Annotated in this window: 19 protein-coding genes and 2 pseudogenes; 7 read left to right on the top strand and 14 right to left on the bottom strand. The window is 69.5% G+C overall.

Annotation, left to right across the window (positions count from 1 at the left end):
* Positions 1-58: 58 nt before the first annotated feature.
* The 5 genes and pseudogenes from ABZ904_RS37235 to ABZ904_RS37215 form a co-directional block, all read right to left on the bottom strand.
* Complete coding sequence (locus ABZ904_RS37235; protein WP_361000969.1) at positions 59-292, bottom strand: hypothetical protein; 234 nt, start codon at positions 290-292, stop codon at positions 59-61.
* Between the two features lie 6 nt (positions 293-298).
* The gene (locus ABZ904_RS37230) at positions 299-595 is read right to left on the bottom strand and encodes a recombinase family protein (protein ID WP_361828565.1); all 297 of its coding nucleotides are present in this window, start codon (positions 593-595) and stop codon (positions 299-301) included.
* A 76-nt stretch (positions 596-671) separates the two neighbouring features.
* Positions 672-1,172, bottom strand: a complete 501-nt coding sequence (locus ABZ904_RS37225) for an NUDIX domain-containing protein (protein WP_361000975.1) — start codon at positions 1,170-1,172, stop codon at positions 672-674.
* Positions 1,173-1,208: 36 nt separating this feature from the next.
* Positions 1,209-1,381, bottom strand: a pseudogene (locus ABZ904_RS37220) (tetratricopeptide repeat protein); the annotation flags it as partial.
* Positions 1,382-1,524: 143 nt separating this feature from the next.
* A complete protein-coding gene (locus ABZ904_RS37215) occupies positions 1,525-2,769 on the bottom strand; it encodes a SpoIIE family protein phosphatase (RefSeq protein ID WP_361000978.1) in 1,245 nt (414 codons plus the stop codon).
* Positions 2,770-3,014: 245 nt separating this feature from the next.
* Between ABZ904_RS37215 and ABZ904_RS37210 the strand changes: the two genes are divergently transcribed.
* Positions 3,015-3,287: a hypothetical protein gene (locus ABZ904_RS37210; RefSeq protein ID WP_361828638.1), complete on the top strand. Its 273-nt coding sequence runs from the start codon at positions 3,015-3,017 to the stop codon at positions 3,285-3,287.
* Positions 3,288-3,363: 76 nt separating this feature from the next.
* Here ABZ904_RS37210 and ABZ904_RS37205 read toward each other — a convergent pair.
* Positions 3,364-3,552: pseudogene (locus tag ABZ904_RS37205) on the bottom strand (IS110 family transposase); the annotation flags it as partial.
* A 503-nt stretch (positions 3,553-4,055) separates the two neighbouring features.
* Between ABZ904_RS37205 and ABZ904_RS37200 the strand changes: the two are divergent.
* A complete protein-coding gene (locus ABZ904_RS37200) occupies positions 4,056-4,226 on the top strand; it encodes a hypothetical protein (RefSeq protein ID WP_361000985.1) in 171 nt (56 codons plus the stop codon).
* A gap of 17 nt (positions 4,227-4,243) precedes the next feature.
* On the opposite strand, the gene ABZ904_RS37195 is transcribed toward ABZ904_RS37200, so the two are convergent.
* The 5 genes from ABZ904_RS37195 to ABZ904_RS37175 form a co-directional block, all read right to left on the bottom strand.
* On the bottom strand, positions 4,244-5,617 hold the full coding sequence (locus tag ABZ904_RS37195; RefSeq protein WP_361828561.1) for an ISKra4 family transposase: 1,374 nt from the start codon (positions 5,615-5,617) through the stop codon (positions 4,244-4,246).
* The gene (locus tag ABZ904_RS37190) at positions 5,614-6,375 is read right to left on the bottom strand and encodes a hypothetical protein (RefSeq protein WP_361828558.1); all 762 of its coding nucleotides are present in this window, start codon (positions 6,373-6,375) and stop codon (positions 5,614-5,616) included. Before ABZ904_RS37190 ends, ABZ904_RS37195 begins: the two co-directional genes overlap by 4 nt.
* A gap of 113 nt (positions 6,376-6,488) precedes the next feature.
* The gene (locus ABZ904_RS37185; RefSeq protein ID WP_345125222.1) at positions 6,489-6,692 is read right to left on the bottom strand and encodes a cold-shock protein; all 204 of its coding nucleotides are present in this window, start codon (positions 6,690-6,692) and stop codon (positions 6,489-6,491) included.
* 462 nt (positions 6,693-7,154) lie between these two features.
* Entirely contained in the window at positions 7,155-8,477 is a 1,323-nt protein-coding gene (locus tag ABZ904_RS37180; protein WP_361828555.1) for a helicase-associated domain-containing protein, read from the bottom strand.
* The gene (locus ABZ904_RS37175) at positions 8,474-9,202 is read right to left on the bottom strand and encodes a hypothetical protein (protein WP_361828552.1); all 729 of its coding nucleotides are present in this window, start codon (positions 9,200-9,202) and stop codon (positions 8,474-8,476) included. The genes ABZ904_RS37180 and ABZ904_RS37175 overlap by 4 nt, the downstream gene beginning before the upstream one ends.
* Before the next feature lie 428 nt (positions 9,203-9,630).
* Between ABZ904_RS37175 and ABZ904_RS37170 the strand changes: the two genes are divergently transcribed.
* Positions 9,631-9,759, top strand: coding sequence for a hypothetical protein (locus ABZ904_RS37170; RefSeq protein WP_361828549.1), 129 nt, complete (start codon positions 9,631-9,633; stop codon positions 9,757-9,759).
* A gap of 411 nt (positions 9,760-10,170) precedes the next feature.
* Here ABZ904_RS37170 and ABZ904_RS37165 read toward each other — a convergent pair whose 3' ends face one another.
* The gene (locus ABZ904_RS37165; protein WP_361006197.1) at positions 10,171-10,383 is read right to left on the bottom strand and encodes a hypothetical protein; all 213 of its coding nucleotides are present in this window, start codon (positions 10,381-10,383) and stop codon (positions 10,171-10,173) included.
* Positions 10,384-10,458: 75 nt separating this feature from the next.
* Here ABZ904_RS37165 and ABZ904_RS37160 point away from each other — a divergent pair, with 75 nt between their 5' ends.
* Positions 10,459-10,935, top strand: a complete 477-nt coding sequence (locus tag ABZ904_RS37160) for a single-stranded DNA-binding protein (RefSeq protein WP_361006195.1) — start codon at positions 10,459-10,461, stop codon at positions 10,933-10,935.
* 429 nt (positions 10,936-11,364) lie between these two features.
* Here ABZ904_RS37160 and ABZ904_RS37155 read toward each other — a convergent pair whose 3' ends face one another.
* The gene (locus tag ABZ904_RS37155; RefSeq protein ID WP_361828545.1) at positions 11,365-11,709 is read right to left on the bottom strand and encodes a hypothetical protein; all 345 of its coding nucleotides are present in this window, start codon (positions 11,707-11,709) and stop codon (positions 11,365-11,367) included.
* 23 nt (positions 11,710-11,732) lie between these two features.
* The gene (locus ABZ904_RS37150) at positions 11,733-12,170 is read right to left on the bottom strand and encodes a hypothetical protein (protein WP_361828542.1); all 438 of its coding nucleotides are present in this window, start codon (positions 12,168-12,170) and stop codon (positions 11,733-11,735) included.
* A 199-nt stretch (positions 12,171-12,369) separates the two neighbouring features.
* Here ABZ904_RS37150 and ABZ904_RS37145 point away from each other — a divergent pair, with 199 nt between their 5' ends.
* The 3 genes from ABZ904_RS37145 to ABZ904_RS37135 all read left to right on the top strand — a co-directional run bounded on the left by ABZ904_RS37145 (position 12,370) and on the right by ABZ904_RS37135 (position 14,066).
* Positions 12,370-12,690: a metalloregulator ArsR/SmtB family transcription factor gene (locus ABZ904_RS37145; protein ID WP_361828539.1), complete on the top strand. Its 321-nt coding sequence runs from the start codon at positions 12,370-12,372 to the stop codon at positions 12,688-12,690.
* The gene (locus tag ABZ904_RS37140) at positions 12,683-13,144 is read left to right on the top strand and encodes an SRPBCC family protein (RefSeq protein ID WP_361006183.1); all 462 of its coding nucleotides are present in this window, start codon (positions 12,683-12,685) and stop codon (positions 13,142-13,144) included. The genes ABZ904_RS37145 and ABZ904_RS37140 overlap by 8 nt, the downstream gene beginning before the upstream one ends.
* 385 nt (positions 13,145-13,529) lie before the next feature.
* Complete coding sequence (locus ABZ904_RS37135) at positions 13,530-14,066, top strand: hypothetical protein (protein WP_361828536.1); 537 nt, start codon at positions 13,530-13,532, stop codon at positions 14,064-14,066.
* Positions 14,067-14,467: the final 401 nt, after the last annotated feature.

Raw genomic sequence — 14,467 nt, 5'->3', positions numbered from 1 at the left:
CTGCCGTGTGCTCGGTTTAAAGGTGGCGGTGAGGAACGCCCGGGTCCCCTCGTGTGGGTCAGGCGTGGTCGACGAGCTCTGCCTTGCCCTGCTGGCGGGCGCAGTGCGCGCAGCAGAAGAACTGGCCGTCGGCCTGGAGGCCGTGGCCGAGGATGCGGGTTTGGCAGTTGGCGCAGGTCGGCGCCATCTTCTGGGCGGCGCACTCGAGGCTGTCGAAGGTGTGGACCGCTCCCTTGGCGTGGACTTCGAATGACATCTCGTAGTCGTTGCCGCAGACCTCACACACGGCCATGGACGCTCAACTCCTCAACGCTTCTCGGACAGGGCCGCTACCGGTACCTGCAACTGCCGGCGTTCCTCGACGGTAGTGAAGAGACACCGCCGTCCTTGGGCGGCACGTTGGTCTGCGGCCCGAGCGGCATACAGGAATCACTCGGTCGGGCGCGACGGTACGCGGCAGCCGCGCCTGTCCTGCCGGCCTCGTGGTGTCGAGCGCCTCGTGTGGTGACGGGAAGCCGATACCGCGCTTGCGGAGACCGGAGACGATGGAGATCAGGTCTTGGATCGAGCGCCCGAGGCGGTCGAGGGAGGGCACCGGGGCTGCGTCCTTGCGGGACGTGGTTGCCGTGGTTGGCCGCCTGGGCTCGGCCCGCGGTGTAGGGCCTCAACGTCTACGTCCAGCCGTCCAGCGATACCTGGGGTCCGTTGGTGAGGTAGCGGTGGAGGGCGCTGGCGGTGGTGTCGACGGAGTTTGCGGGGATGGCATCGATGTCGACCCAGCGGACCTGGGCGTGCTTGCGTGGTTCGCGGTTTTCGGGTTCGCCGGTCCATTCGTGGGCGGTGAAGACGACGGTGATGAAGCCGTTTGGGGCTTCGACGCCCCAGGCGCCGCGGATGATGTGGGCGACCTTCAAGGACTCCGGTTTCACGGTCAGGCTGGTCTCCTCATACAGCTCGCGCACCGCCGTCTCGGTGATGGGTTCGCCGGGTTCGCTCTTGCCGACGGGCAGGTCCCACATGCCTTGGGCGAATTTGGCGTTGTGGCTGCGTTGGAGGAGGACGACGCGACCTGTGGTTTGGTCGTGGACGATGACGGCGGCGACCAGCAGGGTCATGGACTGGTGGGCGGGCTTGAGGGCTTTGGGCTGGTCGTCGGTGGTCGGCTGAGCCACGGCTGGTGTCCCTTCGTCGGCCGGTTGGCGGGCAGCTTAGGCCAGTGCTTCGCGTGCGCGGCGGGCGAGTTCGGTGGCTCCGGGCACTTTGCGGCGCTGGTAGACGGCCAGGGTGGAGCGGAGCGAGGTGATGCCTTGCGGGTGCGGTCGGAGGTCACGCCGTCCATGAGGGTGAGGGCCTTTGACCAGGCGGCGACGGCCTCGTCGGCCGGGAGCCCCGGCATCAGATGCCGGGGCTGCCGTGTTCTCGGACCTCACAGTCAGCGTGGAGCAGGCAGAGCGGCGGGCGCGTCACCGGTCACCAGGGAGCCCCGACCAGCAACCAGTTCCGGCACGTACTTGTAGTGGGGGGTTACAAGCGGACGACGATCAGGGCGATGTCGTCGCTGCCGCCGCCGCTGACGCCGAGGCGGGAGAGCAGGGCGTCGGCCAAGGGTTCTGGGTCGAGGCGGACGTTGGCGGCGAGAGCGTTGGTGAGCCGGTGCAGGCCGGCGTCGATGTCCTCGCCGCGGCGTTCGACGAGTCCGTCGGTGTAGAGCACGAGGGTGTCGCCGGGGGTGTAGGGCTCGGAAGCCTGGGGGCGCGAGACATGCTGCGGGCGGGCTCCCAAGGGTGGATCGGTGGCCTGGTCGAGCAGGACGAAGGTGCCGTCGGCGTGGGTGAGGATTGGTGGGGGGTGTCCGGCGCTGCTGTAGGTGACGTACCGGCGGTGGGTGTCGATGACGGCTTTGACCGCGGTGGTGGCCAGTGCTCCTTCCACCGAGCGGGCATACAGGCCCAGGGTGTCCATGGCGGGGGCGGGCTCTTGCAGGGCGCGGACGGCGGCGGACAGGGCGCTGCGGGGCATGCCCATGGCGGCGGCGGCCTCCAGGCCGTGGCCGACGACGTCGCCGACCGCGACGGAGAAGCACTCGTCGGGCAGGTTCACCACGTCGTACCAGTCGCCGCATACGTTGAGTCCTTTGGCGGCGGGCAGGTAGCGCACCGCGATGTTCGGATGCCGGGCCAGGTCCGGGGCCTGCATCATGGCCTCCTGGAGGGCGACGGCGACCTTCCGTTCCCTGGCATGCGCCTGCCGCAATTGCTCATTCAGCCGCTGGAGCTCCTGGGCGCGCACGTAGAGTTCGGCCTCCATGGCCTGCCGCTCGCTGAGCGCTTGACCCGGCCGCGGGCGGCTGGCGGCATGGGAGAGTACGAAGTTGGTGACGTCCTCCATCCGGTGCAGGATCCATGCCACCTGTCCGTCCGGCCCGCGCACGGGGACGTTGGTCGGGGACCCCCACCGTTCCTCGAACAGCCCCGGACGGTCGGCCACGGGGATGTCGAACTTCTGCACCACCAGCGTCTCCGCCTCCCCCGAGCACAGAACCCGGTGCAGGGAGGCCCGCAGGTTCCGTAACCCCTCGGCATCGGGGTCTGCCGGATTCTCGGGGAACGCCTCGAAGAGAAACCGCCCGACCAGGTCTTCCCGAGGGCGGCGGACCTCACGGCAGAACGCCTCGTTGACATCGAGGATCACCAGATCGGGGCCCAGCACCAGATACGAACTGAGGGTGGCAGCGAACAACGCTCGATAGTCGATCGGCGGTGTGGTCACACGCGCACTCCACTCCCGTCCGGTGGCCCCTTCTCCAGTCCTACTATGCGCGTTACCGGTCACCACACTGCTTTGCTGCGCCCGGAGTGTCGCAGAGCCGCTGGTCGGGACGATGCTGGGACATCCGAGGCCGGGGTGTCGTGCGACCTCCACCGCCGTCGAACTGTGAGCTTTTGGGGCGGATCCCCTCCCAGCCTCCGCGGCTGATCCGGGACCGATAAGCCGATCCGGGGAGGATGGCAGGCATGACTCACTGGGTGTACGCGTTTGCGGGCTGTCCGGACACGGGGGACTTCCAGGAGAGCGCGGGCGAGGAAGAGCCGGGCGAGGTCGTCTTCCGTGACCGCGCGGGCGGGTTCGGTGTTATCGACGGGTTCGTGCGGGAGAGCGTCGACGGCCCGATGCTGGTGGCCCGCTACCGGTGGGTGGCCAGCGGAGATGCGCTCGCGGTGGCGCCGGCGGTGTTGCGGGCGGCCAGCGAACTCCCGCCGTGGGCGAGCGAGGCCGGCGGTCAGTGAGTGCGGACAGCGGGCCGGACATCGGCTGTGGGAAAGACGCAGATCTCTGTGATCTGTGCGGGACGCTGGTCTGGGACAGATAGGGGTTGCCGGGCCGGACCTTGGTGTTCTTGGTGCGGCCGGCGGACTCGTGGTGGCCGGGGCATACCCCGGCCCAGGACGCGAGCTGTTTGGCGGAGGCTAACCGGGTCATGTCCCCGCCGGTCTCCGCGATGATCACCTCGGCGGTGGCCTGGTTGATGCCGGGGATGGTGTCGAGCAGGTCGAGGGTTTCGGGTCCGCCGGGCCGGTGGCCTCCTGCGCTGCGGTCGCCGCATCCAGCAGGGACCAGCCTGTCCGGCGCGAAAACCTGGGCCCGCCGCAGGACCACCCATAGTGTCGGCTCGTGCCGAGCTTCCCGGCCAGAGCTGCAGCGCGCAGGGCGGGGCCCGCAAGGTTCCCAGGTGCGAGACCGTGACGCTCCTCTCTGCATAATGCAGCGCAGCCTGCTCGGCCAACTGCTGGCTCTCGCGGTCAAGGTCGCGCTGGTGGGCGGCATCGATGTCAGCGTTCTGCCGCCGGGCAAGCCTGGGCGAGCGTCGGCAAGGAGATGGCCCCGTGGAGGGGCCGGCGTCCGGGAGAGGGATGGTGGAGTACGTGTCTGGCGGCGCTGCGCGCACCGTCCACAGGCGAGGCCTGCCAAGAGGTATGGACCAATCCATTGACGGGGTGCGATCAAAACGCCACCGTGTGGTAAGTCCTCAACTCGCCCATCGCCAGGAGGCGTTCATGCGCGTGCTCAACGGACTTAACGTCAGTCTGTCCGCCGCCAACAACAAGATCGCACAACTTGAGGAGTCAGCACGCCGGACCACCGACCTCGGAATGCCCCGCTTCCACGACGTCGCCCCGCACACCATCATCCCGAAGACTGGCCCACAGCCCGCTCAAGGCGACTGAGTGGGCTTCGCGCTGGTTCAGATAATGACCAGGTGCCGGCATGCTCCCTCGATGATTCCGGTGGCGATCGGCCAGCCGCGTCCAAGGGCGGTGTCGTAGCGTAGGTGCTCGGCCTTGCCGGTCAGGTAGTTCACGGCCTCGTCGATGCCCTTGCGCTGGGCGTCACGCAGTTCGGCGGCGCGGACGGCTTCCTCGAGGGCGGCGGCGGTCTGCTGCACGCCGCCGTCCAACAGGACGCGGGCGTGACGGGCAACCCAGCTCTCGGCGGAGGCATCGCCGCTGTCGTGCAGGCACCAGGCCGCTCGCCACAGATATTCGAGCACGTGGATCAGGTCGACGATGATGTGGACGTCCACGCCGCGCTGCTGTGCTTCGGCCTTGATGAGGTCGATTTGATGGCGGGCCCCGTGGACCAGGACGACCCAGCAACGGCGGTGGCCGGGGTCGCGGTGCTCCGCCTGATCGAACACGGCGGCCACCACCTGCGCGGCGGTGTCGATCACCGAGCCGCACAACCACTTCGACCGGGCCTTCGGTCCCTGGCGGCGCTCGGGTGCCGCACCGTGGGCGTCGTCTTGCTGGTCGGGGTCGGCGATGATGTCGTCGACTGTGCGCGGCGCGGGTTCGGCGTCGTAGACGGCTCCCAGGGTGGCCATCCGTTTCCTGCCGTGCTTCTCCCCGGACGCCAGCCGGGTCTTCATCGCGTTGCCACCCTTGGCCGCCGCAGCCCTGGCGGTGTCCTCGCGCAGCGCTTCGGGCCTTATCACCACGCCCTTGCCGTCGACCGACAAGATCAGTGGCGTGGTGTCGGTGCAGGGAGCGGGCACCAGGACGTCGTAAAACGCGTCGATGTCCGCTGCGGCACTGACAGCGAGTTCCTGGACCTGCCGGCGCCCGATGCCGGAGCCGGTTACAGCGTTGATCCGCTCGCAGGCGTCGGCGAAGCTGCCGCGGGCGGACTCGATCGCTGCGAGCCTGGCCAGCCCGTGCGAGTGCATTGCGTCCGGAAGGTTCAGCACCGCGTCGGCCGGGTGCAGGTCCGCCACGCCGGTGCCGCGGTAGGCGATCCGGACCACGGTGACCTTGCCGAACACCGTGGCCAGCATCCGGTGCCGGTCCCGCTCGATCCGGGAGCGCCCGACACCGGCGGTGTCCACGACCTCCTCACGGCGAACCTCGTCCCTGGCCCGCAGGGTCAGGTGGTCCTGGAACAACTGCCGGGTGACCTCGCGCATCCGCGCTCCCAGCAGATCCTCCAACTGCGCATGCGTCATCACCGCGGCCTCCGGGGCCGCCAGCTCCGCGCACGCCGCAGCGAACATGCCCGCCGAGGCGGCGAAAGCGTCCTCACACTCCTCGAGCACACCGTCGGCCGGCCCCACCACGCTCACCACCCCAGCTTCCTGCCGTCAACCTTGAACAGCCCGGACGAAGGCTCGGCCAGGATCCCGCGCTCCACCAGCCTCTTCAGCTTCGAACGCATCCCCTCGACATGCCGCGGCTCGGTCCCCAGACCCAGGTGCTGGCAGACCTCTTTGCAGCGCATCGCCGCCCCCGAGGTTGCGAACAAGGCGGTGATCTCCCGGTACTCCGGCGACATCACCGTCACGTCCAGCTCGGCCTCGGCCTTCACCAGCGCCACGGCGACTCCGCCGGCACCCCCACCCGCGGCGTCCGTGCCCGGCAACGACGAAGACGGTGCGGCCAGCACCTCCTCCACCGTCTCCCGCGCGATCTGCAACCGCGCCAGCCGCTCCTCTGCCCGCGACAACTCTTCGGACAGGCCAGCGATCTGCTCACGCAGCCGCTCGGCCTGGCCCAGCACCTCAGCCCGCCTGGCCTCCAACGCCTCCATCAACGACGGCACCCCACACCCACCCTCGCTCAGCACCCCGCGCCTCAGGGCGGGCGCGATCCCGGCGACGGTAGAAGTCGGCACAACCGGCCACATCACGAACCTCTGCGAATCACCCCAACGAGGCACCCTCAGAAGATCTGCACCCATCGAGGTTCGGGACTTGATGGCCGCGACCCAAGCCTTGCGCCGTGGCTGAAGCCGAGATCGCCGGCTCAGCACGGTGTGCAGCACGCTGAGGTCATGGAGGTCGATCGCTGCCAGTAGCGGGATGGGGTCGGGGGCGCGTCGCATGGGTTCATGTGGCTTTTGGTGCTGGAGCGCGATGCGGACACGTAGTACCGCGGCCGGCGGCCAGACACGCAGGCCCGGCACCTCCACGGTGCCGGGCCGGTTCGGGCGCTGGGTCAGATGACGCGGATGTTCTCCGCCTGGGGGCCCTTTTGGCCTTGGGCGACGTCGAACTCCACGTGCTGGCCCTCCTGCAGTTCGCGGAAGCCCTGAGCGGCAATGTTGGAGTAGTGGGCGAAGACGTCCGGGCCGCCGCCCTCCTGCTCGATGAAGCCGAAGCCCTTCTCCGCGTTGAACCACTTCACAGTGCCCTTGGCCATGCCTGTCTCCTTCGAGGGGTTCGGGCCCGCACGGTGCGGGCCCGGAGGTAATCGCCCTGGTCCGGAGAGGGCTGCACAGCAAAGCGCCCGCGGGCAAGGTGTCCACGGGCGCACGACTTCGGAACCACGACTGCTTGGTGGATAACGCTATTGCTTCTGCTGGGGCACCGCTAGAGCGAAACGCGGCCAGCCCCGTCATGCGCCGGTGCAGGCACTGCCGCGAGCCGCTGAAGGCAACTGCCTGCTTGTGGCAAGGGCCTTTACGGCTCCTTCGGTGTCACAGTCCAGGACTGTACGGATAGCCCCCGCTCACCGTACAGATCACCGGACACCCTGTCTGAGACGGTGATCTCGCTGGTCGCGCCCTCTGCCCAAGCAAGACCACTCGTGTTCGTTGGGGATCCCCCAACGAACACACGCTTGTGGAAGGGACGTCTGGAGAGTTGTCGGGGTGAGTGGCTTTCAGGTGACGGGGTGTCCGAGGGTGAGGGCGGCTTTACGGAAGCGGTCGAGCTTGTCGGCGGGGACGCCGAGGTGGCGGTCGCCGAGGCGTGTGGCGAGCGCGCGGATGCGCCGGTCGCTGGCCAGCAGCGCGCAGGTGGCCGCGTCCGCGCACTCGATCAGGTGGACGGGGCCGAGATCGCGGGCCGCGCCGACGCGGCGCTCGGCGTCGGCCAGGAGCGTGGCGACGGTGTCCGGCAGGGCGGTGGCGGCGTGGTCGAGGTAGGCGCGCAGTTCGGCGAGGTCGCGTCCGGCGTGCACGGCGGCCAGCAGCGAGGCGGGGCTCAGAGCCCAGGTCCGGTCGCCGGTGCGGGTAGCGAAGGCATCCAGGAGCAGGGCCTGGGCCGGGGGCAGGCCATCGAGGGCGACCAGGTCGTGGTTGGCGAGGACCTTCAGCGCCGCGACGCTTGAGGCGGTGGCTGGTTCGGGGGCCGGCCCGGGGAGGTAGGTGGGGGTTTGCCCGGTGGCGAAGGCGCCCAGAGGGGTGAGACGGATCGCGTGCAGGCCGTCGTAGCGGCTGAGCCGCTCCAGCCAGTCGCCGCCCCAGTTGTGCCGGTAGTCGTCGCGTGCCCCGGCAGCGTCCACGTACTCGACGTCGATCAGTCCCAGCGATGCGGCGTACTCGAACAGCACGGCCATGGTGTAGCGGCCCTGGAGCAGTGCCCAGGGGTGGTGGCTGTCGTAGCCGAGGCTGCCGTACTCGGGGTCTTCCAGGTAGAGCTTCCACAGAGCCCGCTCGGAGCGTGCGACCGACGGGTCGTGCCCCGCTTTGCGCATGGTGGTGAAGAGCTGGGCGACGGTGGTCCACTCGCCAGCGGCCAGGGCAGCCAGCGCGGCGCCGACGTGGCCGCGCCGTGGTTTGAGTGCGCTGAGCACGTTCGCGGCGCGCTGGCCTTTGACCGCTTCGACGCGGGAGAACTCGTCCAGGATCGTGCTGGAAAGCCAGCGTTGCCACAGGTGGGCCAGCACCTGGTGCGCGGGCTGGGTGAGGGCTTGCTGGCCGCGCGTGGTCAGCGCGAGCTTGCCGACGGCCAGCTGGGCCAGGCCGCCGGCCTGCAGGAGCAGGGGCCAGGCGAAGGCGGCTATCGCCTCGTCGGGGTAGAAGTCGCCTGCGTCCAGTACCTCGGCCACCTGGGCGATGGTCGCGGCGGACGGGCGCAGTGTCTTGGCACTGCACTTCACCCGGCCCGCGGCGCACAGTTGCAGCAGTGTCCGCAGGTCGGCCTGGGCGTGGTGCTCGGTGAGGCGGATCTGCGGGGTCTCGGTGTCGTGCGGGTGGGTCACATCGGCCTCGAGGCGAGGAGGTAGTGGTAGTTGCCTGCGCCGCGGGTGCGCTCCAAGGTGGCCAGCACCGTGCGGGCGTCGTCGCGGGGACCGTTGAGATAGAAAGGCATGCCCTGGTTCCCGAAGCCGATCTGCGGTAGCGCGCCGGCTGGTTCCCCCAGTACTGCGGCGGCTTGTGTGAAGCCGGGGGCCGGCTCGAATCCGAGCCCGCGAGCGTAGGCGACGGCACCATAGACGATGGCTTGCGCCTGCTCGATGCCGATCGGCAGGGAGGGTTCCTCGAACGCGCTGTAGTAGGAGCGCCGGTGGGCCTCCAGCGAACCCGCACCCATGGTGTGGGGCTCGATCACGTTCTTGACGCCCAGGCAGTACACGTCCACCAGCACACCGGTCACCGTCACCCGGCTTGCCCGCTCCCGGCGTGCCACCAGCAGCTGCGCGAACCCCGCCCCAGCGGCGTCCTCACTCGCCGAGGAGTCCTGCGCCGCCCACCCAGGGCAGGCCGACAGGTCCAGCCCGCTGCTCCAGCCCGGGCTCACCCAGCAGCCCACCACCGGCCGGTCTCCCGGTTCCACCGCCTGGTCGGCTGCGGCGGCCCGCCGCATCAGCACCCCCGCCTGCCCGGGGCGAAGCCCCAACGCCCTCGCCACCTGCTTGGGGCCGCTGCCGGCTGCCCGCAACGCCCGTACCCGTTCGAGCAGCTCTGTGTCATCGTCTTCGCGCACCGCGTCATTGTGCCCGACCAGCCCGACCCCCTTCGCCGCCGACCGCGGACCCCGGCGGCGCCTGGTACCGTGCCCGGGAACAACCTTGGCCGTTTCGCACAACGGCTTGCTGCGCACGTTTGTCGCGCTGACCTGCGCACCCGCGTCCGCGCGATGGCTGGGATCACCGACGCCAGCGCACCACTGGATACCCAGGCCTTGCGCCGCCTGGGTACCTCCTCTTACCTGTTCCTGGCCTGGACGACGTCTCCCAAAAGGCCCGCGCAATTCACCTGGTTCCTCCGAGGATGCCCTGGCCTTCAGGCTGGGGAGGAATCGGACTCCTGCGGAGCAGGGCAGGCAACGGGGTTTCGTCTCCAGGGCGAAAGACCGTCCACGCGACCGGGTAGGCTGCTCGGTGTGCGTTGCGAGAACCAAGCGCGCACACCGTGCTGAGCGAGAGCCAGGCTGCCCGCGCGCACACCGTCGAAGTCGAGGCCTCCCACGCCGTCTCGGTCTCCCAGCCGGCTGCGGTCACCCGCCTGATCGAACAGGCCGCCCACGCCACCACCCGCTGAAACACGCCCCAGCCCTCAACAGGCAACCGAGCGCCCGCGGGCGGGCCGACCCGCGCAGCGAAGGACGTCGCACCCCCCCATTCGGGGCCCGCTCAATCCGCCAGCACGGCCGTGATCCCCATCAAACCGGCGAATCCGCCGCCTCGGCCACCTGCTGCCCGCACCCGCGCAGACGGCCCAACTCCCGGAAAAGCGCCGTCGGCTCCGGCAAGCTCGCACACCGCCCACCACTTATGCCGGTAGCCAGATCTCAGGGCCCCGGACGGCATGACAGGCCGTCCGGGGCCCTGTCGCATATTGCCTGGCCGGCTCCGCAACGACTCGTCCATGAACCCATCGATTGTTGAACAGTCCGGGATACGAATTCAGCATGCTCCATGGCATGCCCCGCCGGTGAATTCGCCGTCATGCTCACGCGTGGCGTGAGGTCTGGGTAGCGGCCAGCAGGTTCCGAATCTCGATGATGCTCGTGCCGGTTCGCTCGGCGATGCGAGTGACCGACTCTCCGGTTTGGTACGCGGTGACGATCGCCGCGGTCAGCCTCCGTCGGGCCACGTGAACTGCCGCTTGCGCCTCGCGCAGCGTCGTAGCCGCCGTCTCCAGTGAGTTCTCCTCGCTTGCCATGGCAGTCATCGTGCCAGCGGGCCTGCAGGGGCCGGTACGGTGGGTGTGTTCCAGCAAGAGGCAAGGGGTGGCGGCATGGCGGGCGAGACGCTGGTGACGGTGGTGGGCAACCTGACCGCCGATCCTGAACTGCGGCACACCTCCTCCGGCATCCCGGTGGCGGGGTTCACCATCGCGTCCACTCCCCGTGTGTTCGACCGCGAACGCAACGAATTCGTCGACGGAGAGCCGCTATTCCTGCGCTGCTCGCTCTGGCGGCAGGCCGGTGAGAACGCCGCGCAGTCGCTCACCCGGGGCATGAGGGTTATCGTCACCGGGCGACTGAGGCAACGCTCCTTCGACGACAAAGAAGGCATTCACCGCACCACCGTGGAAATCGACGTCGAGGAGGTCGCAGCCTCCTTGACCTATGCGACGGCCAAGGTCACCAAGGCCTACCGCCAAGGCATGCCGTCCCAGAGCGGGGCCACGCCGACGACCAGGCCGGCATCCGATTCCACTTCCGCGCAGTCCTCTCCGAGCCCGGCGCCCACCGAACCACACCCGTTCTGACCAAGAGCGCCGTTAGCCCCCGAACGCGGGAGGCCGCGGCCACAGCGCTGCCCACGCCCGTGGTGACGGCCGACGCGGTCGAACTTCAGTGGCAAAGCGTCAATCTCCACCGCAAAGGGTGCCGGAGGGCCGTCCGGGCACCTGGCGCGATGATGGACGTGAACGCCGAGGCGAGGAGCACCGCATGCAGACCAAGCACTTCGCCACGTTGCAGTTCGAGGCGGACGGTCCGGCCGTCGAGGGCGAGTGGACCGCATCGGGCACCGCCAGGACCGGTACACGGAGTGGGTCGGGCTCTACAGCAACAACCTGGTCGTGGTGGTCCGGCTCATCGAGGAGACCGACGGGACCCGCCGGGTGCTCAAGGCCTGGGGGGCGCAGGGTGAGGTCGAGGGAACCGGAGATCGGCCTCTAGGTGAGGGATCCAGCTCAAGAGGCGCGGCGGAAGGCGGCGGTGGGGCCGATCGCGCCGGGACCGTACTTGGCGCGGATGCGGTCCATGGCCGCTTCGGCGGCCAGGCGGTCCTCGCGGGCGTTGTCCAGGCTGATCTGCTGGGCGAGCTGGCTGGCGTCGATGAGGTCCTCGCCCTTGAGGACGAGTCTGGTCAGGCGGCCGCGCTGCAGGCCGGTGGCGTCCATGAGTTGGTAGGCGAGAGTGCGCAGGTCGCCGTCGTGGGCGGGCGGCTCCGGTGGGCGGCCGGTCTTGTCCCATGACGTTCCGCCGGAGAAGCGCAGGGTCAGGGCGCGGGCGGCCTGCCCTCGCTGGCGCAACAAGTGTCCGAGTTGGATGACCAGGTTCAGCAGGGCGGCTCGTACGGCGGCGTCGTCAGGGTGTGCCGGGGGAAGGCGCAGCGGACCGTGGCGGAGGCGGGCAGGACGCGGGGGATGACGGGGCGGGGGTCGGTGCCGCGGGCCCGGTCGGCGGCGAGCCGACCCGCGCGGCCCTCGAGCAGGCGCTGCGCGGTGGCGGGCGGGACCGCGGTGAGCAGGCCGACGCAGTGGATGCCGTAATCGCGCAAGGCCTTTGCCTGGCGAGGCCGATGCCGTGCAGGGCCTCCACGGGCAGCGGTGCGAGCCAGTCGGTGACCTGTTCGGGGTCGAACGCCGCCGGGGCCGGTGATCTGGCCGGAGGCGGTCGCCGCGACGGTGATGGACGGGCCGATGCCGACGCGCCCGTCGACACCCAGGCGGGAGAGCGTGCGCACCCGCAGCACCTCGCCACTCGTGATGAGCATGGCGGACTGCTCGTGGGCGGGGGAGTGATCTTCAGGGTTCCGGGCGGCGCGGTGACCATGTCCGGCTTGCTCGCGGTCTTCGGCCCGCTTCCTTGTGCGGTGAGGCCGCGCCTGGCTCCCGGCCGGGGCTTGGTCGCTCGTGTGGCTGTGTCTCGTCGTCCTGCTTGACCCGGCTGTCCGTAAGTCATAACTTACGTAAGTGGCGACTTACGGGGATGCCTTGTCCGCGCTGGCCGACCCGACCCGGCGGGCCATCTTCGAGCGTCTCGTCGACGGCCCCAAGACAGTGGGGCAGCTGGCTGAGGGCCTGCCCGTGAGCCGTCCCGCGGTCTCCCAGCACCTGAAGGTGCTCAAGGAGGCCGGACTGGTCGTGGACCGAGCGGTCGGCACGCGACGTGTGTACCAGCTCAACCCGGCCGGGCTGGGTGCTCTGCGCGCCTGGCTCAACCGGTTTTGGGATCAGGCGCTGGCCGCGTTCGCCGCGGCCGCCGAGAGCGAAGGAAAACACGAACATGACTGATGGACCCGTCCGCAAGAGCGTGACCGTCCAAGCGCCGATCGAGAAGGCATTCACCGTCTTCACGCAGAGCATGGACAGCTGGTGGCCGCGCGGCCACAAGATCGGCGAGGGGGAGCTGAAGCAGGCGGTCCTCGAGGGCAGGGAAGGCGGCCGCTGGTACGAGATCGACACCGACGGCAGCGAGTGCGAGTGGGGCCGGGTGCTGACGTGGAAGCCGCCCACCCTCCTGGTGCTGGCCTGGCAGATCGACGCCGCCTGGCGCTACGACCCGCAGCTGAGCACTGAGGTGGAGATCCGCTTCGTCTCCGAAGGGCCGGATCGCACCCGAGTGGAGCTCGAACACCGTGACCTGGACCGCTTCGGCGAAGCCCAAGACGAGGTCCGCGCCGCGTTCGATTCGCCGGGCGGCTGGCCGGGTCTCCTCGACGCGTTCGCCCAGGCAGCAGCTGCATAGCCGCCAAGGCGGCATCCCCCCGCGGTGCGGTGCCGGACATGGTCGCGGAATCTGTGGTGCACACGGCCCTCCCGTCTCGATCGGCAGCGATGTCGGGAGGGCCGTTCTGGTGCGGCCCAAGGGCGGGAATGCCGGCCGCGGGGTGGGCGTGGACACGGGTGAACGCCTGGGCCGATCCGTGGACTTCAGACAGTCCGGGCCGGGGAAGACTGGGGGTGTGCCTGTACTGTTGTCGCCGCCTGCCCTCGCCCCCGTCAGGCTTCTGGTGCCGCCGGTCCTGGAGAGCTGGGATGCGGCCGGCCATCCAAGCCGGCAGCGCCTTGGCGCCTATCTGGACTGTGTCGCGGCCCTGGCCCCTCAGGCCGTCGTCGCGGACGGTGCCCCGTTGGCGCTGGTGCTGGATGTCGGCCTGTCTCGCGAGGTGGCGCTGACCAGCGGTGGCCGCGACCTGGACAATTACCTGTTCCCGCTGGCCCGCCGATTCGGGGCCGGCCGCTTCGATGCGTTCTTCGCCCGCAAACGGCACGCCACCCACTCCACGATTGCCATCGGGCCGGCCGTTGTGCACGGCCCGGGCAACGCAGAACAAGCCGAGCCGCTTTTCTCCGTGCGCACGAGCATGTCCGCCACCTCTCCCGCCTGGAAACAGACACTCCATCAGGCGTGCCGTGCGGTGCGAAGCGAACCGATTCCCGGGGATGCACTGCACCTGGTGCTGTGCTTTGAGGTGTCCGGGCGGCGCAACTGGTCCACGCTGTGGAAGCCCGCGATCGACGCGCTGGGACCACTGCTGGGAATGCCGGATCCCAGCCACCCCTTCCGCCCCCTTGATGATCGTGTCGTCGACCTTGCCCTGCACCGTGTCGTGGACGACGCGCTGGGACACGACATCGTCGTCACCGTCTGGTGCAGCCCTGCCTGACACGGGGGAAGCCTTTGGCGCTCCACGAGCTGGGGGATATGGGGGCGAGGCACACGGGACTTCAGCGGATCGCTGCGCCCATGAGCACATGCAGCAGGCCGGCCACTGACCCGCCGGCGGTCGATCATGCCGCGCACGTTCGCCAGGCCCACGGCGGCCGCGCGGCCCTGGCAGAGCGTCGACCGCTCGGCCGGGCCGCAAAGGCGTCGACGGCTGCAGCCCGCCTGCACCGCCGGTACTCCTCCTCGCGGATCATGGCAGGGTGGGCGTCGTGATGGCACGGGACGAACTGATGAGCACGCTGTCCAGCGTCTCTGATCAGCTAAGCGATCCTGAATCGGATTGAGTTTCCGGGATCGTTTCCCACCGTGGCGGGGAGGCGTGGGCGTGGAGATGGAAGC

Source organism: Streptomyces sp. NPDC046900 (genome assembly GCF_040644975.1).
GTDB lineage: Bacteria > Actinomycetota > Actinomycetes > Streptomycetales > Streptomycetaceae > Streptomyces.
The sequence above is the reverse complement of the archived record's forward strand: the minus strand, read 5'-3'. Positions and strand labels throughout refer to the sequence as shown.

Coding starts and splice junctions, on each gene's coding strand:
- ABZ904_RS37235 (WP_361000969.1), bottom strand. CDS start 292: ATGGCCGTGTGTGAGGTCTGCGGCAACGACTACGAGATGTCATTCGAA.
- ABZ904_RS37210 (WP_361828638.1), top strand. CDS start 3,015: ATGACTCACTGGGTGTACGCGTTTGCGGGCTGTCCGGACACGGGGGAC.
- ABZ904_RS37200 (WP_361000985.1), top strand. CDS start 4,056: ATGCGCGTGCTCAACGGACTTAACGTCAGTCTGTCCGCCGCCAACAAC.
- ABZ904_RS37190 (WP_361828558.1), bottom strand. CDS start 6,375: ATGCGACGCGCCCCCGACCCCATCCCGCTACTGGCAGCGATCGACCTC.
- ABZ904_RS37185 (WP_345125222.1), bottom strand. CDS start 6,692: ATGGCCAAGGGCACTGTGAAGTGGTTCAACGCGGAGAAGGGCTTCGGC.
- ABZ904_RS37165 (WP_361006197.1), bottom strand. CDS start 10,383: ATGGCAAGCGAGGAGAACTCACTGGAGACGGCGGCTACGACGCTGCGC.
- ABZ904_RS37160 (WP_361006195.1), top strand. CDS start 10,459: ATGGCGGGCGAGACGCTGGTGACGGTGGTGGGCAACCTGACCGCCGAT.
- ABZ904_RS37150 (WP_361828542.1), bottom strand. CDS start 12,170: ATGCTCATCACGAGTGGCGAGGTGCTGCGGGTGCGCACGCTCTCCCGC.
- ABZ904_RS37140 (WP_361006183.1), top strand. CDS start 12,683: ATGACTGATGGACCCGTCCGCAAGAGCGTGACCGTCCAAGCGCCGATC.